17 protein-coding genes and 1 tRNA gene are annotated in these 22,272 nt (G+C 66.9%); 9 read left to right on the top strand and 9 right to left on the bottom strand.

Features of this window, described 5'->3' with window-relative positions; translation table 11 throughout:
- Positions 1-9: 9 nt before the first annotated feature.
- The 5 genes from CA606_RS12900 to cobA are packed head-to-tail and all read right to left on the bottom strand — an operon-like array spanning position 10 to position 4,178.
- The gene (locus CA606_RS12900) at positions 10-744 is read right to left on the bottom strand and encodes a phosphoadenylyl-sulfate reductase (RefSeq protein WP_096050763.1); all 735 of its coding nucleotides are present in this window, start codon (positions 742-744) and stop codon (positions 10-12) included.
- Positions 744-1,250 carry a DUF934 domain-containing protein gene (locus tag CA606_RS12905; protein WP_096050762.1) on the bottom strand — a complete coding sequence of 169 codons (507 nt, stop codon included), beginning with the start codon at positions 1,248-1,250 and terminating at the stop codon, positions 744-746. Before CA606_RS12905 ends, CA606_RS12900 begins: the two co-directional genes overlap by 1 nt.
- Positions 1,234-2,892, bottom strand: coding sequence for a nitrite/sulfite reductase (locus CA606_RS12910; RefSeq protein ID WP_096050761.1), 1,659 nt, complete (start codon positions 2,890-2,892; stop codon positions 1,234-1,236). Before CA606_RS12910 ends, CA606_RS12905 begins: the two co-directional genes overlap by 17 nt.
- Positions 2,893-2,898: 6 nt before the next feature.
- Positions 2,899-3,258, bottom strand: coding sequence for a DUF2849 domain-containing protein (locus tag CA606_RS12915; protein ID WP_096050760.1), 360 nt, complete (start codon positions 3,256-3,258; stop codon positions 2,899-2,901).
- The gene (gene cobA, locus CA606_RS12920; protein ID WP_096050759.1) at positions 3,255-4,178 is read right to left on the bottom strand and encodes a uroporphyrinogen-III C-methyltransferase; all 924 of its coding nucleotides are present in this window, start codon (positions 4,176-4,178) and stop codon (positions 3,255-3,257) included. Before cobA ends, CA606_RS12915 begins: the two co-directional genes overlap by 4 nt.
- Before the next feature lie 185 nt (positions 4,179-4,363).
- Here cobA and gcvA point away from each other — a divergent pair, with 185 nt between their 5' ends.
- Positions 4,364-5,320 (top strand): transcriptional regulator GcvA, encoded by a 957-nt coding sequence (gene gcvA / locus CA606_RS12925; protein ID WP_096050758.1) that lies wholly within the window; start codon positions 4,364-4,366, stop codon positions 5,318-5,320.
- Positions 5,321-5,379: 59 nt separating this feature from the next.
- Complete coding sequence (locus tag CA606_RS12930; RefSeq protein WP_181242579.1) at positions 5,380-5,709, top strand: chorismate mutase; 330 nt, start codon at positions 5,380-5,382, stop codon at positions 5,707-5,709.
- A gap of 135 nt (positions 5,710-5,844) precedes the next feature.
- Here the strand turns inward: CA606_RS12930 and CA606_RS12935 are convergent, their stop codons facing one another.
- Entirely contained in the window at positions 5,845-6,672 is an 828-nt protein-coding gene (locus CA606_RS12935; RefSeq protein ID WP_096050756.1) for an AIM24 family protein, read from the bottom strand.
- A gap of 397 nt (positions 6,673-7,069) precedes the next feature.
- Here CA606_RS12935 and CA606_RS12940 point away from each other — a divergent pair, with 397 nt between their 5' ends.
- Positions 7,070-10,159, top strand: coding sequence for a TonB-dependent receptor (locus tag CA606_RS12940; RefSeq protein ID WP_096050755.1), 3,090 nt, complete (start codon positions 7,070-7,072; stop codon positions 10,157-10,159).
- 62 nt (positions 10,160-10,221) lie between these two features.
- Here CA606_RS12940 and CA606_RS12945 read toward each other — a convergent pair whose 3' ends face one another.
- Entirely contained in the window at positions 10,222-10,560 is a 339-nt protein-coding gene (locus CA606_RS12945; protein ID WP_096050754.1) for an Hpt domain-containing protein, read from the bottom strand.
- 84 nt (positions 10,561-10,644) lie between these two features.
- On the opposite strand from CA606_RS12945, the gene CA606_RS12950 reads away from it, so the two are divergent.
- The 6 genes from CA606_RS12950 to CA606_RS12975 all read left to right on the top strand — a co-directional run bounded on the left by CA606_RS12950 (position 10,645) and on the right by CA606_RS12975 (position 17,687).
- A tRNA-Lys gene (locus CA606_RS12950) sits at positions 10,645-10,720 on the top strand.
- 202 nt (positions 10,721-10,922) lie between these two features.
- Entirely contained in the window at positions 10,923-13,601 is a 2,679-nt protein-coding gene (locus tag CA606_RS12955; RefSeq protein WP_096050753.1) for a TonB-dependent receptor, read from the top strand.
- An 18-nt stretch (positions 13,602-13,619) separates the two neighbouring features.
- Entirely contained in the window at positions 13,620-14,432 is an 813-nt protein-coding gene (locus tag CA606_RS12960; RefSeq protein ID WP_096050752.1) for a hypothetical protein, read from the top strand.
- 95 nt (positions 14,433-14,527) lie between these two features.
- Positions 14,528-15,727 (top strand): 3-oxoadipyl-CoA thiolase, encoded by a 1,200-nt coding sequence (pcaF, locus tag CA606_RS12965; RefSeq protein ID WP_096050751.1) that lies wholly within the window; start codon positions 14,528-14,530, stop codon positions 15,725-15,727.
- Entirely contained in the window at positions 15,727-16,890 is a 1,164-nt protein-coding gene (locus tag CA606_RS12970) for an acyl-CoA dehydrogenase family protein (protein WP_096050750.1), read from the top strand. The genes pcaF and CA606_RS12970 overlap by 1 nt, the downstream gene beginning before the upstream one ends.
- Positions 16,890-17,687, top strand: coding sequence for an FAS1-like dehydratase domain-containing protein (locus CA606_RS12975; RefSeq protein ID WP_096050749.1), 798 nt, complete (start codon positions 16,890-16,892; stop codon positions 17,685-17,687). The genes CA606_RS12970 and CA606_RS12975 overlap by 1 nt, the downstream gene beginning before the upstream one ends.
- 5 nt (positions 17,688-17,692) lie before the next feature.
- On the opposite strand, the gene CA606_RS12980 is transcribed toward CA606_RS12975, so the two are convergent.
- Together CA606_RS12980 and CA606_RS12985 are read right to left on the bottom strand one after the other, a co-directional pair.
- Complete coding sequence (locus tag CA606_RS12980) at positions 17,693-20,131, bottom strand: FkbM family methyltransferase (protein WP_096050748.1); 2,439 nt, start codon at positions 20,129-20,131, stop codon at positions 17,693-17,695.
- Positions 20,110-22,128: an N-acetylglucosamine transferase gene (locus tag CA606_RS12985; RefSeq protein ID WP_096050747.1), complete on the bottom strand. Its 2,019-nt coding sequence runs from the start codon at positions 22,126-22,128 to the stop codon at positions 20,110-20,112. The genes CA606_RS12980 and CA606_RS12985 overlap by 22 nt, the downstream gene beginning before the upstream one ends.
- Positions 22,129-22,272 lie beyond the last annotated feature (144 nt).

Consider the following 22,272-nt stretch of genomic DNA (forward strand, 5'->3'; position numbering starts at 1 on the left):
GGATTTAGATCAGATATCCCCACCCACGTTCGGCGCGACACCGGGCGCCCGCGCGACGTGGATGCCGCACTCGGTCTTTTCCTGGCCCGCCCAACGCCCGGATCGTCCGTCGTCGGAAGGCTGCGTGCACGGCCAGCAGCCGACCGAGGCATAGCCCTGGGCGACCAGCGGGTGGGCCGGCAGGTCGTGCTCGGCGACATGGGCGTCGAGCTCGGCCTTGGACCAGTTGGCCAGCGGGTTGAACTTGATCTTGCCGTCGGCCTCTTCGACCACTGGCAGGCTCAGGCGATCGCCGCCGTGGAAGCGCTTGCGACCGGTGATCCAGGCGTCGAAGCCGCCCAACGCTCGATCCAGCGGCAGAACCTTGCGAATGTGGCAGCAGCCGTCGACGCTGGTCCGCCAGAGGTCGGAACTGGGATCCTGGGTCGCCAGGTCCGCGAAAGCCGGTCGCAGATCGCGGACATCGGTCAGGCCAAACTGAGCGGCGAGATTTTTGCGATAGTCCAGCGTCTGACCAAACAGCATGCCGGTGTCGAGGAACAGAACCGGCAGGCTGGGCGAGACACGCGACGCCAGATGCAGCAGCACCGCCGACTCCGCGCCGAACGACGACACCAGCGCCAGCTTGTCGCCGAAATGGTCATGAGCCGCGCGGAGGATCGCGCTGGGATGGGCGTCGCGCAGCTCGGCGTCCAGCCGGGCGGCAAGGCCTGGAGCCGTCGCGCTCGTCTGGTCGTAGGCCACTAGACCGCCCTCTCATCCAGCGCGATCGGGCGATCGTCAGCCGCGCGCTGATAGACGTGCCGGAAGCGGTTGGCCGCCTTGGTCAGCACGTCTGGCGTCGCGCCATCGGCGGGTTCGAACGCGTCGAAGCCGCAGCGGACCATGAAGCCCGCCTGCTCCTGCAGCACATCGCCCACGGCGCGGATCTGACCCTGATAGCCGAACCGCTCGCGCAGCAGACGCGCCGAGGTATAGGCGCGACCGTCGCGGAACTTCGGAAAGGCCAGGGCCACCACCGCGATGCGCGCCAGGTCATAGGCCAAGACCTCGACCTCCTGGTCGGGCTCGATCCGCACGCCGACGCGACGGCTGTTGGAGGCCAGCAGCGCGTCGCCCTCGGCCTGGAAACGGGCCAAGGACAGGATCACGTCGCCGCCGGGCGGGATCGCGTCCTCGTCGGTCAGGGCGGTGAAGGCGTCCTCGGTCCAGCGGGCCTGTCCGTCAACGAGCTCAATCAGCTTGGGCATAGACCGCCTCCTTGAAGGGCTCGAGACCGACCCGGCGATAGGTGTCGAGGAAACGCTCGCCGTCGTTTCGGACGTTGAGATAGGCCCCGACCAGCTGATCGACCGCCGTGGCGACCTTGTCGGCCGGAAGCGCCGGCCCCAGGATCTTGCCGATCGAGGCGTCTTCGGCGCCCGAGCCGCCCAGCGAAAGCTGGTAGAACTCCTCGCCCTTCTTATCGACGCCCAGGATGCCGATATGGGCCACGTGGTGGTGACCGCAGGCGTTGATGCAGCCGCTGATCTTGATCTTCAGCTCGCCGACCTTTTCGGCGCGATCCAGGTCCGCAAACTGCCGCGCGATGTCCTGCGCGACCGGAATGGCGCGGGCGTTGGCCAGGGCGCAATAGTCGAGGCCCGGGCAGGCGATGATGTCGCTGACGAGGTCGATGTTCGGCGTGGCGAGGCCGGACGTCTGCAGCGTCGCGAACACCGTCGGCAAGTCGTCCAGCTTGACGTGCGGCAGGACGAGGTTCTGCGCATGGGTCACGCGCAGGTCGTTCAGGCTGAACTGTTCGGCAAGATCGGCGACCACCTCGAGTTGGTCGGCCGAAGCGTCGCCCGGCGTCTGCTCCTGGGCCTTCAGCGAGACCTCGACGATCGCATAGCCCGGCTGCTTGTGCGGCTTGACGTTGTTGCGAACGAACCGCGCGAAGGCCGCGTCATTGGCCTTGGCGGTTTCGAAGGCGTCCGAGCGCGCCGGCAGGGTCTCGAACGGGGTCTTGGCGAAGGCGGCGCGGATGCGGGCCAGTTCTGCGGTCGGCAGGTCGGCGCGGGCGGCGTCGATCTTGGCCCACTCCTCGTCGACCTGACGGGCGAACTCTTCCGCGCCGAGGGCGGCGACCAGGATCTTGATCCGAGCCTTGTAGATATTGTCTCGCCGACCGTGGCGATTATAGACGCGCAGAACGGCTTCCAGATAGCTCAGCAGCCGGTCGGTCGGCAGGAACTCTTTGATGGTCGGGCCGACATAGGGCGTGCGCCCCTGTCCGCCGCCGACGATCACCTCGAAGCCCAGCTGGCCATCGCGGCCCTTGCGCATCAGAAGGCCGATATCGTGGACCTTGGCCGCCGTGCGGTCCTTGGCCGAGGCGGTGATGGCGATCTTGAACTTGCGCGGCAGGAACGAGAATTCCGGGTGCAGGGTCGACCACTGGCGGATCACCTCGGACCACACGCGCGGGTCATCGACCTCCTCGGCCGTGGCGCCGGCGTAAGGGTCGGACGTGGTGTTGCGGATGCAGTTGCCGCTGGTCTGGATGGCGTGGAGATCAACCTCGGCCAGCTTGTCCAGAATCTCGGGCGCGTCCTTCAGCTTGATCCAGTTGAACTGGATGTTCTGCCGCGTGGTGAAGTGGCCATAGCCCTTGTCGTAGTCGCGCGCGATCTGCGCGAGGCGCCGCGCCTGGACCGGGTTCAATGAGCCGTATGGGATCGCCACCCGCAGCATGTAGGCGTGTAGTTGCAGATAGAGCCCGTTCATCAGCCGCAGCGGCTTGAACTGGTCTTCAGTCAGCTCGCCGGAGAGACGGCGGGCGACCTGCCCTCGGAACTCGGCCGAGCGGTCGGCCAGGAATTCCTTGTCGATGAGATCGTACTGGTACATGCCGCCCTACTTCCTGCGGATCAGGTCAACGCGACCGGTCGACCGCGCCGCGCCCGCAGCGTGACGCAGCGCCTCGACGACGTCGCCGCCCTCGGCCTGCTTGCCGTGCGTGGGCTCATTGGTGGGGCCCAGGGCCCGGATGCGTTCGCGATAGCTGAGCGGCGCCCAGCGACCGTCGGACTGCACGAGGTCGATCGGATAGACGTCGACCACGACGGTGGGCTGGCCCTTACCGACCGACACGGCGTGCTCGACCGGCGCTTCGGCGTCGAACAGCTCGGCGTCGCCGAAGCGTTCGACCCACTGGCCTGACTTCCAGAACACGACCTCGCCGTCGATCAGGCGATTGGCGACTACGGCTTTCATTTGAACTCTCCTGCCCAGCGAAGCGGGGGAGGTGTCAGCTCGCCCATGGGCGAGATGACGGAGGGGGCGCGCTTTGCGGCGAGCGCCCCCTCCACCGCTTCGCGGTCCCCCTCCCCCGTCAACGGGGGAGGAGATTGAACTTCCGCCATCGCCATGGCCTCGCCCACCATCAGCAGCGCGGGGCCCTTCACGCCTGCGGCGGCTTCGGCCAAGCCGGACAGGGTCGTCAGAAGCCGACGCTCGTCCGCGCGGCTCGCATTCTCGACGATCAGGGCCGGCGTCGACGCCGCGCGACCGGCCGCGACCAGGCGTTCGGCGATCAAGGCGGCGGTCGAGACGCCCATATAGACGACGACGGTCTGGTTCGGTCGCGCCAGCGCCACCCAGTCGAGGTCAGGCTCTCCGTGCGCCGCGTGACCCGTGACGAAGGTCACCGCCTGGGCCGAGCCCCGATGGGTGAGCGGCGCCCCGGCGCCGGCGCTGGCCGCCAGGGCGGCGGTGACGCCCGGCACCACATGGCAGTCGACGCCTGCGGCGCGACAGGCCGCCAGCTCCTCGCCGCCGCGACCAAACAGGAACGGATCGCCGCCCTTCAGCCGGACCACGGTCAGCCCTTCCAGCGCCAGGGCGACCAGCAGTTGGTTGATATCGTCCTGCGGCAAGGTGTGGCGCGACTTGCGCTTGGCGACGTTGATCCGCCGGGCGCGGCTCGGGGCGAGGTCGAGAATCTCTTCGGACACCAGGCCGTCGTGCACCACGACGTCGGCGGCCCGCAGGGCGTTGAACGCCCGGAACGTCAGCAGGTCCGGATCGCCGGGGCCCGCGCCGACAAGCCACACCGCGCCGAGCGGGCGGCCCGCCTGTTTGCCACCGACGACGACAAGTCCGGGCGGGCGATTTCGGGCTGGCTGGCGGGCCATGGGTTTAGAACCTCTATCAGGCCGCTTGGAATAAAGCGCTGGAACGCAAGGCGGGGTCATCCCTAAGGACAACCCCGCTCGCACGCGCCGACGAAAAGGGCCAATCCGCCAGCGAACGCTTGCAAACTCAGGCCGGAGGGGCCAATTCGCAAACAAGGACTTCTGCCGGGGCGTTCAGGAAAACTATGGAAAGACCGACCGAGCGCCGTCGCCTGCCGCCGCTGAACGCCCTTCGCGCGTTCGAGGCCGCCGCGCGCCATTTGAACTTCAGCCGGGCGGCGGACGAGCTGTCGGTGACCCCTGGCGCGGTCAGCCAACAGATCCAGAACCTGGAAGACTATGTCGGCGCGGCGCTCTTCAAGCGCACGCCCAAGGGCCTGCTGCTGACCGACGCGGCGCAGACCGCCCTACCCGCCCTTCGCGAAGCGTTCGATCGCTTGGCCGAAGCCGCCAGCCTGCTCACCGCCGCCGTGGATGGCCGCCGCCTGACCCTGACCGCCGCGCCCTCGTTCGCAGCCAAATGGCTGGTGCCGCGCCTGGGCAAGTTCGAGCAGGCCCATCCGCAGGTCGACGTCTGGCTGTCGGCGGGCATGGAGGTGGTGGACTTCGCCACCGGCGAGGTCGACATGGCCATCCGCTACGGCTCGGGTCGCTATCCGGGCCTGGAGGTCATCCGCCTGCTGCACGAGACCGTCGTCCCGGTCGCCAGCCCCGACCTGCTGGAGCAGAACGCCCTGGAGCGCCCCGAGGACCTGCAGCATCATATCCTGCTGCACGACGGCTCGCCCGACGCCGATGACAGCTGCCCGGACTGGGCGATGTGGCTGGCCGCGCGCGGGATCAAGGGCGTCGACGGCGCGCGGGGACCCCGCTTCAACCAGTCCAGCCTGGTGATTGAGGCCGCCGCCAACGGCCGGGGCATCGCCCTGGCCAAGCGCACCCTGGCCCAGGCCGATCTCGACTCCGGACGCCTGGTCATCCCGTTCGAGGCGTCCACAGCCGTCGACTTCGCCTACTATGTGGTTCACCCCAAGGCGAAGGGTCGACTGCCGCAGGTGAAGGCCTTCGTGAACTGGCTGAAGGCGGAAGCCGAGGCGCACGAGGCGGCGCTGCGCACCCTGGACAACGGCGCGGGCATCTGACGGTGGAATCGTCAGGTTTTGGGATGGTCCGACCGCCCCAAAACCGCTTAAAGGGGCGCATGAAAACGACGACTCTCACGGTCGATGAGCGCCTCGCGCCCGCCGACTGCCAGACCATGGTCGATGTGCGCCGGGGCGTTGACGCCCTGGACCGGGCCCTGGTCCAGCTCCTGACCGAGCGTCAGGGCTACATGGACGCAGCGGCGCGCATCAAGGCCGACCGCAACAAGGTCTTCGACCGGGCGCGGATCGAGGATGTGGTGGAAAAGGTCAAGGGCGCCGCTCGCGAAGCCGGCCTGTCCGAAGCGATCGCCGAGCCCGTTTGGCGCACGCTAATCGACCGCTGCATCGCCTATGAATACGACAGCTGGGATCGGACGAAGGGGTGAGCCCCTGTGCCCTCTCCCCTTGCGGGAGAGGGTGGTCCGCAGGACCGGGTGAGGGGTCGCAAGGGCGACGCCGAGAGACCCCTCATCCGTCAGCTGCGCTGACACCTTCTCCCGCAAGGGGAGAAGGACGCTAAACTAGTTCCCGTCGATCATCCGACCAAAGCCGCCCAGGATCGAGCCCTCGCCCTGATTGCCGCCCTGGTGGTTGGCCGCCTGCAGCATGCGGCCGGCCAGGCGCGCGAACGGCAGGGATTGGATCCAGACCTTACCGGGACCCCGCACGCGGGCGAAGAACAGGCCTTCGCCGCCGAACAGCACGCTCTTCACGCCGCCGGCCATGACGAGGTCGAAGTCGACATCCGGCGTATAGGCGGCCAGACAGCCCGTATCGATGTGCAGTTCCTCGCCCGGCGCCAGGGTGCGCTCGACCAGCGTTCCGCCCATCTGGACGAACACCCAGCCGTCGCCTTCCAGCCGCTGCATGATGAAGCCTTCGCCGCCGAACAGGCCGGTCATCATCCGCTTCTGGAAGTGAAGGCCGATCGAGACGCCGCGCGCGGCCGCCAGGAAGCTGTCCTTCTGGCAGATCAGCGTCCCGCCCAGTTGCCCCAGGTTCAGCGGCAGGATGGTGCCGGGAGTCGGCGAGGCGAACGCTACACGCGCCTTGCCCGTCCCGTGGTGCGTGAAGACGGTCGTGAACAGGCTTTCGCCGGTGATCAGACGCTTGCCCGCGCCCAGCAGCTTGCCCATGAAGCCACCGCCCTGGTCGGCGGCGCCGTCCCCGAACACCGTGGTCATCTGCACTGTGGCGTCCTTCCAGACGAAGGCGCCGGCTTCAGCCACCGCGCTTTCGCCCGGGTCGAGCTCGATCTCGACGAACTGCAGATCCTCGCCCTTGATCTCGAAGTCGATGTCGTCAGCGACGTTGGCGTTCCGCTGGTGGCTCCAGGGGCTGGTAGGCATGAAAGACTCCTGATGTCAGAGCCACTCTTCTAGCCGCGACTGCGCCGTCTCGCCAATTACGCTTCCTTTATCCGGCGATCCGCCGATGGGGGCGTCCGGTCAAACCGCACCTTGGTATCTGGTCATACCATTGGTCGGATAAATCAACGTCAAAGTACGCTCCGTATTGGCGACTCAAGTGCGCGACGCCGAGGCGACAGGGTGGTTTGATCGCCGCTGAAAGTCGGCAGGGCAGGCCGGTTGGGGCGAACATCGCCAGAAGACGCGCCAACTGTTTGGCCTGACCAGGTGAACGACGACCTCAACAAAGTGGCATTACCAATTCTTGACAACGCAGCGAACTGGTCGGATAAGTCACCCAAGGGCGCCAGGTCAGTGCGCCGGGGGAGGCATTCTCATGATCCTTGCACGCAACACCTTCGCACTTCGCACCGCGCTGATGGCGTCCTGCGCGACCCTCGCGGTCGGCGCCGTGGCCCACGCCCAAACGACTGATAGCCAGAAGGCGGAGGCCGAGACCGTCGAAGCCGTCGTCGTCACCGGCTTCCGACAAGCCTACGCCAACGCGATCGCGACCAAGCGCGAGACGCTGGAAATCTCGGACGGCATCTCCTCTGACGGCCTGGGCCGCTTCCCGGACCTCAACGTCGGCGAAGCCATCCAACGCATTCCGGGCGTACAGATCAATCGCGAAGCCGGCAGCCGCAACGCCACGATCAGCCTGCGGGGCCTTCCCGGCAGCTTCGCCCGCACCACGCTGAACGGCGGCGCGTTCGCTGATCCGATCCTGAACGGCTCGACCCCGCTGGGCGCGTTCAACTCGGACATCTTCACGGCGATCAACGTCATCAAGACGCCCTCGGCCTCGAACCTGGCTGGCGGCCTGTCGGGCAATGTCGATCTGCGGATCAACCCCGCCCTGTCGCGCAAGGACGGCGGCTTCGCCAAGCTGTCCTACGAGTACAATGACCTGGGAAGCCTCGGCAGCCCGCTCGCCTCGCTGGGCTACAACAAGCACCTGACGAACGACTTCGCGGTGTTCGGCGTGGTGGCTTGGAAGGACGAGAAGTTCCGGCGCGACTCGATCACCGTGAACTCGTGGGGCAACCGCCTGGGCGCGATCCAGGTGGGCAACCAGGCCGCCGCCGGCTCGAACCCGGTCTACGATGCGCTGATCGCCCAGAACCCGGGCGGCGTCTATTATCCCAGCCAGACGCGCCAGCTGGTGAAGTTCAACCGCGGCACGACCCTGTCGGCTTCGACGGGCTTTGAGTACCGGATCAACGACTCCTGGAAGTTCGGGACCAACGCCTTCATCACCAAGCGCAAGCTGGATGAGGCCACCAACCACCTGCTCTATATCGACGCGGGCGCAGGCAACGGCACCAATACAGGCCTCGCCGCCACCTCGGCCGTCGCCAAGATCAGCGACATCGGCACGCCCTTCATCGTCAAGACGCCGAACGGCGACCGCGCCTACATCAACACGTTCAAGGCCGAGAACATCAACACGTTCGACTCGGTCCGGTCCGAGCCGGCCGAGAACTCGACCTGGGCCATTAATCCGAGCCTTGAGTTCAAGAACGACGACTGGAAGGCCACCGCCACCCTGACGGTCTCGCGCGCCAAGGCCTACGCCAACCAGATCGAATTCGACGTTGTCCAGAACCCCTACCGTAACCTCGGCCCCGCCGGCCTGAACGGTATCGTCGCGCTGGTGAACCTCGGCGGCTCAGACCTGTCGAACTACTCGGCGAACCTGACGACGCCCAAGGCGACCCACCTGCCCAACGGCGGCTTCCCGATCCCGGCGACCGCCACGGCCACCACCCAGGCGGGCGCGCCGATGCCGGGCCAGAGCGCCACGACCGCCGCCGACCGGTTTGGCGTCACGGGCACGAACGGCAAGGCCGAGAACGAACTCGACGCTTTCCAGGTCGACTTTGAACGCACCCTGGATGGCTTCTTCACCGTGCTGCAATTCGGCGGCCGCGCCGAACAAGCCAAGTTCACCTCCAGCGGCTCGCGCAACACCGCCCTGGGCGCGCAGACCCAGAACGTCACGCCGGACATGGCCTTCCAGCTGTCCTATGCGAACGACTTCTTCGGCGGCAAAGCGCCCGGCGCGACAAGCAACTGGATGACGGTCGATATTCAGCGGGTGCTGAAGGCGGTCACGCCGCTCAACACCAATCTGCGTACGCCGCTGAACCCCAACGGCCTCCCCGACCAGTTCCAGCTGGGCGCGCCTGGCGTGTTCCTGACGCCCTATGGCTTCGTGAACAACTACACGGACGGCAACTACTGGAATAACAACTTCAGCAACCAGAACGACGTCTACTCGGCGTATGCGGCGGCCAAGTTCAAGGGGGACCTGTTCAGCATCCCGTTCCGCGGCACGGTCGGCACGCGCTACGAGCGCACCGAGCAGAAGATCGTCGCTCTGAACTGTAAGAACTGCACCACGGCCCTGTCGAACCAGGCCGGCCCGATCAATCACTCGCTCAGCACCTCGGTGCGGAAGAACGAGTATGACTACTGGCTGCCGTCGGCGATCTTCATGGCCGATCTGCGTGACGACCTGGTGTTCCGCGCCGCCGCCTATCGCACCTATGTGCGTCCGCAGCCGCGTGACAACGTCCCGACGACCTTCGTTCAGATCCCGGTGGACGTGAACCCGCCGACCGACCCGGTTTATACCGTCACGCTCGGCGCCACCGACATCAAGCCCTACACCGCCGACTCGTTCGACGCGTCGCTGGAGTGGTACAACCGTCCGGGCGGACTAGTCTCGCTCGCCGCCTACCGCAAGGAGATCAAGGGCTTCATCGGCCCGATCACCGACCCGTCGGTGCTCTGCCCGTCCAGCGGCAAGATTGACGGCATCGATGTCGATCTCGGCACGCTGACCATCGACACCTCGGCGGGTTCGCCCAGGTGCGTCAGCTCCAACCGCTTCGTCGGCTCGGGCGGCGTCCTCAAGAACGCCGAGGTGCGCGTCAGCGGCCGGACCAACCAATCACCGATGACCGTCACCGGGCTGGAGTTCAACATCCAGCAGAATCTGGATTTCTTGCCGGGCTTCTGGAAGAACTTCGGCGGCGCTTTCAACTATTCGTACACCAAGATCGACGGCGTCGACACGGCGGGGAAAAAGATCACCCTGCCCAGCGTGTCCAAGAACAATCTCAACCTGATCGGATACTATGAAGCCGGCTGGGGCGGCCTCCGCCTCGTTTACAACTGGCGCGACAAGTACGACCTCGCCGCCGGCAACTCGTTCGTCGGCGACGCCCGGACCGTCAAGGCGCGCAGCCAGCTTGACGCCTCGGCCTCCTACAAGCTCACCGAGCGCATGACGGTGTCGGTCGACGCGTTCAACCTGACCAACGCCCAGCGCGCTGAATACGAGAACGACCCGATGCTGCCGCGCTTCATCGACTACGACGGTCGCACCTATCAGGTGACCCTGCGCGCCACCTTCTAGCGCGCCAATCCCCTCCACTCCCCTGCGGGCCGAAGCGAGAGCTTCGGCCCTTTTTTCTTGGGCTAACCCTTGAGCGAGCGCAGCGCCTGTTCGTGCGCGTAGGCGGCGATATCCAGCAACGCCGTATCCAAGGCCGTCCTGACCGCTTCCAGGCTCTCCAGCCCCGCTTCACAGCGTTCGCAGACCTCACCCAAGGCGAAGGCCCCCACGCCCCGTGCCGCGCCCTTCACAGTGTGCACCGCGTCCTTCCATCCAGGATGCGACGGATCCAGCATCGGAGACCACAGCGCGGCCTGCTCGCGGAACAGCGCCAGCACCTCGTCGACCACCGCGAAATCTCCGGCCGCGAACCCCTCCAGGTACGCGAAATCCACCGCGCCGCTAATATCTCGTCTGGCCATGCAAAAAGCGCTTGCGCTCCCAAAATCATTGCGTATGTTCCGCGCCTCGCCGCCGGGGCTCGCAAGTGCTTCGGACCGTCGAATGGGTGTATAGCTCAGTTGGTAGAGCAGCTGACTCTTAATCAGCGGGTCGTAGGTTCGAATCCTACTACACCCACCATTCTCCTCTTGGAGATCTAGGCCTTCCGCTGAGGCCGCGTTCGAAAACTCCCCTTTTGCTTTACAAGTGATGCTTGCGCTGGCGTTACCGCGCTTGCTTCGACTGTTCTTGAGCCGGCTCGACGACGGCTCCGTTGCGCGGCGACCTGAAGCTTGCCGCCCACCGCCTTAAGCCGAGCCCCCTCGCCTCACGACACAGAACCTTGGTTTTTCCGTATCGAAACCGCGACGAAAGCTTAGTCTTCGCGTCGTCGAGCCTCCGTATCACCGGCCCCACAAAGCGTTGGAGTGGGCTCGTGTCGAAACTGATGTCTCGTAACCTGATCACCGGCCTGCTGGCCACGAGCGCCCTGTGCGCCCCGATGATCGCTTTCGCCCAGGATGCGACCACCGTCGACGCGGTGGTGATCACCGGTCAGCGCGAGGCCCAGCGCGCCGCCATCGCGGTCAAGCGCCAGGCGTTCGTCGTGTCTGACGTGGTCTCCGCCGACGACATCGGCAAGCTGCCCGACCACAACACGGCCGCCGCTCTTCGCCGCATCCCCGGCATCTCGGTCATGGAAGACCAGGGCGAGCCGCGCTTCCCCGTTATTCGCGGCCTGCGCTCGACCTATAACCGCACCACGATCGACGGCGCCCTGGTCGCCTCGGTCGATGAAAGCGGCCGCACCGTGCCGATGGACATCGTCCCCTCGGTGATGGCCGGCCGCTTGGAGGTCATCAAGACGGTGACCCCGGAGAACGACGGTAACGCCATCGGCGGCGTCATCAACGTCACCACCCGCAGCGCCTTCGACGCCAAGCGCCCGTTCTTCAACGGCATGGCCTCGTACGGCCAGTACGAGCGCAGTGGTGACGTCCGCAACGACAAGCCCTCCTACCGCCTGGCCTTCGCCGCAGGCCGCACCTTCGGCGCCGAGGATCAGTGGGGCGTCGTGATCGGCGCCTCGCACGAGCAGCTCGATTACGACATCCCCCAGGTCGAGGCCGCCGACCCCAGCGTTCGCGAATACACCGCCGCCGGCGCGCCGGTGTTGTCGGGCTCGCCCACGGGCAATGGCCTTCAGGTGCCGACCCAGGTGCGTCTGTTCTGGTACAACAACACCAAGCAGCGCAGCGGCGTGAACGCCAAGCTCGAGTACCGCCCGACCGACGCGTTCCGCTGGGACGCCTCGGTGCTGGCCTCGCGCATGGAGGATGACGAGGAGCGGATCGAGTACCGGATCGAACCGCTGGGCAATGTCGCCAACCAGACCCCGACCAGCGGCGCCTTCGCGCGCGGCCGTGGCATCATCCACCTGAACCAGCCGATCACGACGCGTGAGATCGGCCTGGCGCGTACGGGCTTTGCCTGGTCCTTCGCGCCGAACTGGAAGCTCGACGGCGACCTCGTCTACTCGCTCGCCGGACTGAAGGTTCCCAACCACTCGGTCGAATTCCGCACCGTGGACGCTCAAGGCGCCAACTACGCCTTCACCTACGACACCACCAACCGGCTGCTCCCGACGTTCAATCCCGTCAACGAAGCGGCCCTGCGTAACCCGGCCAACTATGTCCTGCAGCAGCACCGGGACGCGCTGACCAAGACCAACGAAAGCACCACCCAGGCGCGCCTGGACGTCACCTTCGACGACGACATGCGCTGGAAGCTCAAGTTTGGCGGCGTCCTGCGGTCGAGCGAACGCGACTTCCGCAACAGCCAGGTCAACTATCGAGCCGCCACGGGCTTCGTCTACACCCTGGCCGAGGTCGACAAGGCCGGGCCGAGCCAGCTGATCGCCGGCCGTTACCGCCTCGACCCGCGTATCGACGCCGAAGCCGCCACGGCGTTCTTCCAGACCAACCGCAGCTGCTTCACCACCACCGTCTCGGCGCCGACCGGCAACTACGATGTCAGCGAAGACGTTCAGGCCGGATACGCCCAGGCCAGCTATCGCGTCGGCGACCTGACCCTGCTGGGCGGCCTGCGCTATGAGCGCACGAAGGTGACGTCGGACGCCGTGCGCAACACCGGCGGCGTGCTCACGCCGGTCTCGAACGACGGCAGCTACGGCAACTGGCTGCCCAGCCTGCACCTGCAGTGGAAGCCGCGCACCGACCTCATCGTCCGCGCCGCCTGGACCAATACGATTGGCCGCCCGGACTACGGGTCGCTCGCCGCGACCGAGACCCTGAACTTCGACGGCAGCCAGCCGACCCTGTCGCGCGGCAATCCCGACCTGAAGGCGCGCGAAAGCGAAGGCTTCGACCTCTCCGTCGAGTTCTACCCGACCGACGGCATGGTCTCGCTGGCGGTGTTCTCCAAGGACATCAAGAACGAGATCTTCACCCTGTCGTCCAGCGAGCGGCTCGATGTGGGCCGGGGCGTCGAAACGGTGCTGATCTCGACCCCGCGCAACGCCGAGACGGCCAAGATCAAGGGCGTCGAGTTCGCCGTACAGCAGGCCTTCACCTTCCTGCCCGCGCCGCTGGACGGCTTCGGCTTCAACGGCAACGTCACTTGGCTGGACACCGAGTTCACGTTCCGGACCTCGACCGGCCCGCGCGTGACGGGTCTGTTCCAACAGCCCGAGATCACCACCAACGCGGCGGTCTACTACCAGCGCGGACCGTTCGAAGCCCGCGTGTCGCACAACTATATCGGCGGCCAGCTGGAAACGATCAACGACGCCAACGTCAATTCCGACCAGTACTGGAAAGGTCGCCACGTCTTTGACGCCAGCCTGTCCTGGCGCTGGAACAAGCATTTGAGCCTGTTCGTCGAGGGCCAGAACCTCTCGAACACCGGTCGCCAGGAAGTCACGGGCCCCGGCCGGCGCTATCTGCAAGAATGGGCGAACTACGGTCGCACCTACTGGGTCGGCGCGGCCGTGAACTTCTAAGGGACAAAGGGGTCGATCGTGTCACTCGTCCTGGCCATCGCAGCGACACTTCAAGTCGCCACGATCACCCCGCCTGCCGCCCCTACGACCGCCGTCGGATTCGAGACGGCCCGCCGCTACGCCAGCAACGCCACCCAGGGCGTGGCGGTCGGCCCTCACGACCTCTACGCGGTCAGCAATTTCAACATCGTCCGCCTGGACAAGAAGACCGGCGAGAAGCGCGGCGAATGGACCGGCCAGCGCTCGCGCTTTCCGCACATCAATTCCTGCGCCGTGATCGCCAAGGATCTGGTCTGCGCCAGCTCGAACTTTCCGGGCACGCCCCATGTCAGCACGGTCGAATTCTTCGATCCGATGACCCTGGCGCATCGCAAGAGCGTCTCCCTCGGGCTCGGCACAGGCTCGATCACCTGGGTCGATCGCAAGGACGGCTTCTGGTGGGCGATGTTCGCCAACTATGACGCCAAGGGCGGCGAGGCCCCGCGCGATCACCGCCATACGACCCTGGTCAAGTTCGACGACCAGTGGCGACGCCTGGAAGGCTGGGCCCTGCCCGCCTCGATCCTGGAGCGCATCAAGCCGATGAGCATCTCCGGCGGCGGCTGGGGCCCGGACGGACGGCTGTATCTGAGCGGCCACGACCTGCCTGAACTTTACGTCGTCGCGCTTCCGAACGGCGGCGGCGTGCTCGACCATCTCGAAACCCTGCCCATGGAGGCCGAGGGCCAGGCCATCGATTGGGATGAGAGCGACAAGGGCACGCTCTACGGCATCACCCGTCGCAGCCGAGAAATCCTGCGGATGACCGCCCCGACCTCGGTCAAGCGCTGAGGCCTGCGACTTCCCCATCGTCAATCTCGAAAACCGTTGAGGCTCCGACCTCGCGCATCTAACAAGTGTTTGATCGCGATGATGGGAGAGCTCGCATGACCGCCGCCTATATCTGTGACGGGATCCGCACCCCGATCGGTCGCTATGGCGGGTCGCTCTCGAAGGTGCGCGCCGACGACCTGGCGGCGATCCCGCTGAAGGCCCTGGCCGCCCGCAATCCCGGCCTTGATCTTTCGGCGATCGACGAGGTGGTGCTGGGCAGCGCCAACCAGGCCGGCGAGGACAACCGCAACGTCGCCCGTATGGCCCTGCTGCTGGCCGGCTATCCGGTGTCGGTTCCGGGCGTGACCGTGAACCGCCTCTGCGCCTCGGGCCTGGAGGCCGTGGGCTACGCCGCCCGCGCCATCGCCTCGGGCCACAATGACCTGGTCATCGCCGGCGGCGTCGAGAGCATGAGCCGCGCGCCGTTCGTGATGGGCAAGGCCGACAGCGCCTTCTCGCGCAACGCCGAGATCTTCGACACCACGATCGGCTGGCGCTTCGTGAACCCGGCCATGCGCAAGCTGTACGGCGTCGACTCCATGCCCGAGACCGCCGAGAACGTCGCCACGGACCATGGCGTCAACCGCGAAGACCAGGACGCTTTCGCCCTGCGTAGCCAAGCCCGCGCCGCCGCCGCCCAGGCCAACGGCTTCCTGGCCGGTGAGATCACGCCCGTCGAGATCCCCGGCAAGGCGGGTCCGACGATCGTCGATCGCGACGAGCACCCGCGCGAGACCACCATGGAGGCCCTGGCCAAGCTGAAGCCCATCGTCCGCGAGGGCGGCACGGTCACGGCCGGCAACGCCTCGGGCGTCAATGACGGCGCGGTGGCCCTCGTCATCGCCTCGGAGGAGGCCGTGAAGCGCCATGGCCTGGCGCCCCGCGCTCGGATCACCGGCTACGCCACCGCCGGGGTCGAGCCGCGCGTGATGGGGATCGGTCCGGTTCCGGCCGTCCGCAAGCTGATGGCCAAGACCGGCCTTTCGATCGGCGACTTCGATGTCGTCGAGCTGAACGAGGCCTTCGCCGCTCAGGGGCTGGCCGTGCTACGCCAGCTGGGCCTACCCGACGACGGCGCGCATGTGAACGCCAACGGCGGGGCCATTGCGCTGGGCCACCCGTTGGGCGCATCCGGCGCGCGTCTGGTCCTCACCGCCTTGCGCCAGTTGGAAGCCACCGGCGGCCAGCGCGGTCTGGCCACCCTCTGCATCGGCGTCGGCCAGGGCGCGGCCCTTGCCTTCGCGCGCGTCTAGTGTCGCTCGCCGATCCCGAACTGATCGAGGCCCTGCGCCACACGGTGCGGGCCCTGTGCCGCGACTTCCCCCCGCCCTATTGGCGCGGCCTGGATCGTGAGAAGGCCTATCCGACCGACTTCGTGGCCGCCATGACCAAGGCGGGCCTTCTGGGCGTTCTGATCCCCGAGGAATACGGCGGCGGCGGCCTTGGCCTGACGGCGGCGGCGGCGATCCTGGAAGAGGTCCACGCCAGCGGCGGCAACGCCGCAGCCCTGCACGCCCAGATGTATACGATGGGCACGGTGCTACGGCACGGATCGACGGCGCAGAAGGAAACCTGGCTGCCGCGCATCGCCGACGGTTCGATCAGGCTGCAGGCCTTCGGCGTCACCGAGCCCACGGCCGGCACCGATACGACCTCGATCTCGACCTTCGCCCGCCGCGAGGGCGACACCTATGTCATCAACGGCCAGAAGGTCTGGACCAGCCGCGCCGAGCACTCCGACCTGATGGTGCTCTTGGCCCGCACCACGCCCAAGGACCAGGTGACGCGCAAGGCCGACGGCCTGTCGGTGTTCCTTGTCGACATGCGCGCCGCGCTGGGCAAAGGCCTGACGATCAAGCCGATCGCCACCATGCTGAACCACGCCACGACCGAGGTGTTCTTCGACAACCTCGTCATTCCGGCCGACAGCCTGATCGGCGAGGAAGGCAAGGGCTTCCGCTACATCCTCGACGGCATGAACGCCGAGCGCATCCTCATTGGGGCCGAATGCCTGGGCGACGCCGCCTGGCTGATCGGCAAGGCGCGAGACTACGCCAACAGCCGCGTCGTCTTTGGTCGCCCCATCGGCCAGAACCAGGGCGTGCAGTTCCCGATCGCCCGCGCCTACGCCCAGGCCCACGCCGCGCGGCTGACGATCTATGACGCAGCGGCGCGCTACGACGCCGGCCAGCCCTGCGGCGAGCAGGCCAATATCGGCAAGATGCTGGCCTCCGAGGCCTCCTGGGCGGCGGCCGACATGTGCCTGCAGACCCACGGCGGCTTCGGCTTCGCCGAGGAGTACGACATCGAGCGCAAGTTCCGCGAGACGCGCCTCTATCAGGTGGCGCCGATCTCGACGAACCTGATCCTGGCCTATGTCGCCGAGCACGTGCTCGGCCTGCCACGCTCCTACTGATGTCGCCGCACGCGGACTGGATCGGGCGGACACGCAACAGAACCGCCGTGCTGGAGGCCGCAGACCTCGCCAGGCTGGCGGCGCTGCTGAACCGGGACGCGCCCAGCGAGGTCCCGCCCGCCTGGCACTGGGCCTGCCTGGCCGAGCCCGTTTCGCGCGCTGACCTCGGCCCCGATGGCCACCCGCGCCGAGGCCTGTTCCTGCCGCCGATCGAAGCCCCTAGGCGGATGTTCGCCTCGGCCGACATGACCTTCTCCGGCGCGCTTGTGGCCGGCCAGGAGACGGATCTTGTCGAGACCATTGCCAATATCGAGGAGAAGCCGGGGGCCAGCGGCCCCCTCGCCTTCGTCACCGTCGATCGTGTGATCTCCCAGGCTGGCGAGATCTGCGTTCGCGAGCGCCAGACCATCGTCTACACGAGCGCATCGCCGGCGCCGCGTGTGGCGGACAGCGGGCCTCCCCCGCCCGCCGCCTGGAGCCAGGACACGGCCACCGACCCCGTTTTGCTGTTCGCCTTCTCGGCCGCGACCTCGAACAGCCACCGCATCCACTACGACCTTGGCTATGCGACGCAGGTCGAGGGCTATCCAGGCCTCGTCGTGCATGGCCCGCTGATCGCCTTGCTGCTGCTGGACGCCATGCCCCGCCAAGCGATCAGCCGTTTCTCGTTCCGCGCGCTCAAGCCCGCCTTCGCCGGGGAGACGGTCACGGCCGAGGGCCGCCTGACAGACGACGGCGCCGAGCTCTGGGCCCGATCCGGCGACGCCACCCTGATGCGGGCCCGCGTCGCCTTCTGAGCGCCCTACTCCTCCAGGGTCGACGTGTCGAAGCCGTGATACAGCGACAGGAAGCGGAACGGATGGCCGGGCACGTACTGGCTGAACATCACGTTGTTTATGTCGCTGAGCGTGTCGAAGGCGCCGATCCTCGCGTCCTGGACCTGCAACGCCAAGTGATGGCGCGCCAGGTTCAAGGCGACCTGATCGATCCAGCGCGTGACCGTCTCGCGCGACAGCCGCTCGTCGAGATAGGCGCGTAGCCAGCGCAGCATGATCGCGGTCGTCGCCGTGGGTCGCGCCAAGAGCAGATTGGCCGTGATCCGCGAGCCCGCCTGGGTGTTGCGCTCGTTCTCGTTGATCACGAAATCGGCGTCGCGCCATTGGTCCAGAAGGTCCTCAACGCCCCGCTGCAAAAGCAGGTCGATGTCGGAGACGAACACCGGCCTCTGTAGCAGATCCAGAAGCCCGCCCAGACGCTGGAAACGCACCGACTGATAGTGCGCGACCGGAATCTCGATCAGCCCCTTGGGCGGGGCTTCGTAGCAACGCGTTGTGACGGCCGAGGCGTCGAAGACATCGCCGGTGAAGATGAGGCGGGGATCGCTCACGCCGACGGTTGCGGCGGCGTCCGCGAGGCGCTCGGCGCCGCCGATCACATGGATCACGACCAGGAACGGCACGTCGCTGTGCTTGATGACCGACAAGGCCAGCCAGCGCGCATAGAGCTCGACATAGCGCGCGTCGGCGGCGGCGAAGAACACGACTTGGGCGCCCACGGCGTCGGCGTGCGCCTTCAGCCCTTCGGCGTCGAGCGTGAGGCCATCGCCGGTCAAGAAGACTTGAGGGCCATCGTCGACCGCTGCAGGCGTTGGCGCGTCCAGCTTGGCGCCCGTCAGCGCCTCCATCACCACCTGGTAGTGGATAACCCAGTCCCGCCACTCGGGCGCTGGCGGCTCGACATGCAGCGCCGCCGCCTCGTCGAGCAGCGCTTCGAACAAGGCCAGACGTTCAGCGGTCAGCGGCTCGCACAGGATCAGGCTGACGGCGTCGTGATAGTATTTCATGCGCCCCAGGGGGTGCAGGCCTGCGCTGGCGTCCCGTGCGGCGGCCATCGCCTTGGCCAGTTCGGCGGCGACGTCGAGCGGGGCTTCCGGCGCCGGGATCGCCGCCTCCTCATCGGGGGTCACGCCCTCAAAGAAGCGCCCTAGCAAGGTCTTGGCCGCCGCCTGGCTCGGGAGGACGCCCTCCCCCGTCAGGATCTCGTAGCGCAGTCCGCCACGCCAGCCGACCTGTAGCTCGAAGCGGTCGGTCGCCTGCCGCCACTGCGCTTCGCCTGGAAAGGTCATCCGTTCGACCAGCGGGGTCTTGGGCGCCAGGACCAGCACGCCCTGGTCATTGTCGACGCCCCACCGATGGTGCGCGAAACCACGATGCGCGCCCTCGATCTTAAGCACCTCGAGATAGCGCGAGGGCGTCGTGATCCAGCCGGCTTCGGCGATCAACGGCAGGCGCTCCAGCAGCACCGAGGGACGAGCCAGGGTCTGGAGGACATGCGGCGCGACGGCGTAGTCGAAGCGTCCCTCTCGCGCCACCTGCGTCAGCAGGGCTCGGTACGTGTCCGGATCGGAGAGATCGCCGACATGCTCCCCCGCAGGTCCGCCCAGGGTGGCGTCGCGCAGGTCCTCGGGCCATCCGGGTGGGCCGCCGCCGATCAACAGCACGCGGAAAGCCGGATCCTCCGCCTTGCGGGCGCGCAGATGGGCGACCAGTTCACCAAGCGCGTTGAGGCCCGTCAGCTGACCAAACTGCGAGGGCCGCGCCGCCCGGCGTTTGAACAGGAAATCCAGCTGCAGAAGGCCGCCGTCGCGCACGCCCCGCAGGCGATGGAAATCGGTGACGTCGGCCGGTACGAAACCCATCAACCGCAGCTGCTCGAACACCTGCTCGGCGGGCGGTGCGCCCTCGTTGAAGTTCACGACCGAGATTTCGAGCAGGATGTAGTCGGCCTGGCGCAGGACCGTCTCGCCGCCGCGCAGCACGTCCAGCTCCGCGCCCTGGGTGTCGATCTTGACGAAGTCGAAGCGCCGCCCGGCCAGCAGGTCGTCCAGCCGCGCCTTGGGCACGACGCGGCGGATCATCACGTCGTCGCGGAAGAAGTCGGTGTTCTCGCGATAGAGCGAGGTCCCGGTCGACTGCAGCCATTCCTTGGTCAGGAATAGCTCAGCCTCGCCGTTCTCGTGCGACGCGGCGACCATGTGGCGTTCGAACGGCATGGCCGCCAGATCGGCCTCGCAGAACGGATTGGGCTCGACCAGCGTCGGGGCGCAGTCGGGAAACACCTGCAGGAAGCCGCGTGTGAAGCTGCCGACGTGCGCGCCGATGTCCAGCATTGTGCGCGGCGCATAGCCGTCCAGCTTCAGGCCCTGCAGTTGCTCGCGGTTCACTGCCCCTCGCCTTCCCAGAGGCGTCCGTCGGGCGCCATGGCCTTGACTGCGTGGCGCCGCGCCAGTTCGCGACGATAGACATCGTGAAGATCGGGCTCGTTCTGCGCCTCACGCTCATCACGATCGAGGATAAGGCCCAGCTCGAGATAGGTGGCCAGATTGGCGAGGTTGGGCTTCGGGCGATGGCCGGCTTGATACTCGGCGATCATCTCGCTGTAGAGCGCCTCCAGCTTGTCGGCCAACAGGTCCATGTCGAACAGGACGCAGGTGTCGCGATTGGCCTCCAGCGTCGCGCGCAACGCCTGAGCGTGAGCGCGGTCAGAGCCGATCTCGACGGCCTTTTCGACATAGGCCCCCGCGCTGTCGACGACCAGTTCGGGCAGGCCGGCGCTGCGCACCAGGCTGCCGCAGACCCGCGAGGCGAACGAGCGGCCCGACCATGTCAGAACCGGCACGGCCATCCACAGAGCGTCCGAGGCCGTGGTGTGGGCACCGTACGGGGTGGTGTCCAGGAAGAGGTCCGCCAAGCGATAGCGCGCCAGGTGGAAGGCGTTCTGCATCTTCGGTGCGAAGACCAGGCGCGTGCGGTCCACGCCCCTCGCCTCGGCGGCGTCGCGCAAGCGAGCGTTGGTCTCCGGGTTGCTGTCCAGCAGCCAGAGCACGCTGCCCGACGTACGCTTCAGGATCTCCATCCATCGGTCGAAGACGTGCGGCGTGATCTTCTGCGTACCGTTGAAGCAGCAGAACACGAAGGCGTCTTCAGGCAAGCCCGCCTCGGCCCGCGTCGGGACCTCGCTGGCCACCACCCGCCGGCGATCATTGGGCTGGTAGCAAGGAATCCGGCGCACGGCCTCGGAGTAGTAGAGCTCCATCTCCGGCGGGATGATCCACGGATCACCGATGATGTAGTGGTGATAGTCGCTGCCCATCGTGCCGGGATAGCCCAGCCAGTTGACCAGGATCGGCGCCGGGCGGCGGGCGAAGACGGCGGTGCGGGCGTCGCGGGTGTGGCCGTTCACGTCGACCAGAATGTCGATCCCATCATCGGCGATGCGTTGGGCGGCCTCGTCGTCGCTCATGGGGCGGATGTCGATGAAGTGCTCCGCCGCTGCGCGGATGCGGGTGTTGAGGCCATCGCTGGACTCTGGGCCGCAGTAGTAGGCGAACACTTCGACCTTCGACTTGTCATGCACCTCAAAGAGTTCGGCCATCAGGTAGCCGACGGCATGGTCGCGAAGGTCGGACGAGATATAGCCGACGCGCGGACGACGGCCGTTCAGGTCGATCGACGCGTCTCGCCGGTCGGCGCGGATCTGCTCGGCGGTAGTCTTGGCATCGCGTTCGATAAAGCGATTGGCCGCGCCCAGCTGAAGCAGAGGATCGTCGGAATAGGCCGCGATGGACAGCGGGTTCACGCCCATCAGCAGCGTCGCGCGGCTGAGGCGCTCGGTCGGCTGCACGGGGGGCCACTTGCACTGCGAGAGCCGCGTGGCGACCAGCTGACCGATGACGTCCATGGCGTGCGGGTCGATATCCGCAGCGCGCTGCAACGCCAGCTCCGCCCGGGCGGGCTGATGCATATCGCCCAGCAGACGCGCGATCTGCTTCAGGCAGGTGAAGGCATAGCCGGCGCCCACGCCGTTCAGAACGATGGGGCGGTTGGCTCCGGCTTCCCAGGTCGCGATCGCCAGCTCACTCAGTCCCGCCCGCTCTTGCAGACCGCCCAGGTTCACATAGGCGGGCATGAAGTCGGGATTGATGGCGACAGCGCGCTCGAGTGAAGCCGCCGCTCCACCGTTATCGCCCAGCGCCGCCTGAAGGACCGACCGATTGAACAGGGCGACGCAGAGCTGAGGATGCTCGGCGTTGAACTGGTTCCAGATCTTGTAGGCCTGATCCGCAAGGGCGGGCTGACCGCGCGCCGTAAGGTCACTCGCGAGGGTGATGACGTCGCCAAGCGGACAACCGTCCGCAGTGAGTTTGGCGAGCATGTCCAAGGTGTCGACGTCGGCCATTGTCTTCCTGAAACCGAAAGGCGGCGAACAGGCGCGAGCAAACGCGGCGCGCGAGTCAGCTTAACGCGATCATGGCATGGGGGCGTAACCTCGGCCATCGGCCGAGAGGTGATCCGCCGCTGGTCTTCGAAGCGACCAACGGCG

This window comes from Caulobacter vibrioides (assembly GCF_002310375.3).
Taxonomy (GTDB): Bacteria; Pseudomonadota; Alphaproteobacteria; order Caulobacterales; family Caulobacteraceae; genus Caulobacter; species Caulobacter vibrioides_D.

Bases quoted from the DNA above. Each gene is read 5' to 3' on its own strand.
- CA606_RS12905 (WP_096050762.1), bottom strand. From the start codon at position 1,250: ATGCCCAAGCTGATTGAGCTCGTTGACGGACAGGCCCGCTGGACCGAG.
- CA606_RS12910 (WP_096050761.1), bottom strand. From the start codon at position 2,892: ATGTACCAGTACGATCTCATCGACAAGGAATTCCTGGCCGACCGCTCG.
- CA606_RS12915 (WP_096050760.1), bottom strand. From the start codon at position 3,258: ATGAAAGCCGTAGTCGCCAATCGCCTGATCGACGGCGAGGTCGTGTTC.
- cobA (WP_096050759.1), bottom strand. From the start codon at position 4,178: ATGGCCCGCCAGCCAGCCCGAAATCGCCCGCCCGGACTTGTCGTCGTC.
- gcvA (WP_096050758.1), top strand. From the start codon at position 4,364: ATGGAAAGACCGACCGAGCGCCGTCGCCTGCCGCCGCTGAACGCCCTT.
- CA606_RS12930 (WP_181242579.1), top strand. From the start codon at position 5,380: ATGAAAACGACGACTCTCACGGTCGATGAGCGCCTCGCGCCCGCCGAC.
- CA606_RS12935 (WP_096050756.1), bottom strand. From the start codon at position 6,672: ATGCCTACCAGCCCCTGGAGCCACCAGCGGAACGCCAACGTCGCTGAC.
- CA606_RS12940 (WP_096050755.1), top strand. From the start codon at position 7,070: ATGATCCTTGCACGCAACACCTTCGCACTTCGCACCGCGCTGATGGCG.
- CA606_RS12945 (WP_096050754.1), bottom strand. From the start codon at position 10,560: ATGGCCAGACGAGATATTAGCGGCGCGGTGGATTTCGCGTACCTGGAG.
- pcaF (WP_096050751.1), top strand. From the start codon at position 14,528: ATGACCGCCGCCTATATCTGTGACGGGATCCGCACCCCGATCGGTCGC.
- CA606_RS12975 (WP_096050749.1), top strand. From the start codon at position 16,890: ATGTCGCCGCACGCGGACTGGATCGGGCGGACACGCAACAGAACCGCC.
- CA606_RS12985 (WP_096050747.1), bottom strand. From the start codon at position 22,128: ATGGCCGACGTCGACACCTTGGACATGCTCGCCAAACTCACTGCGGAC.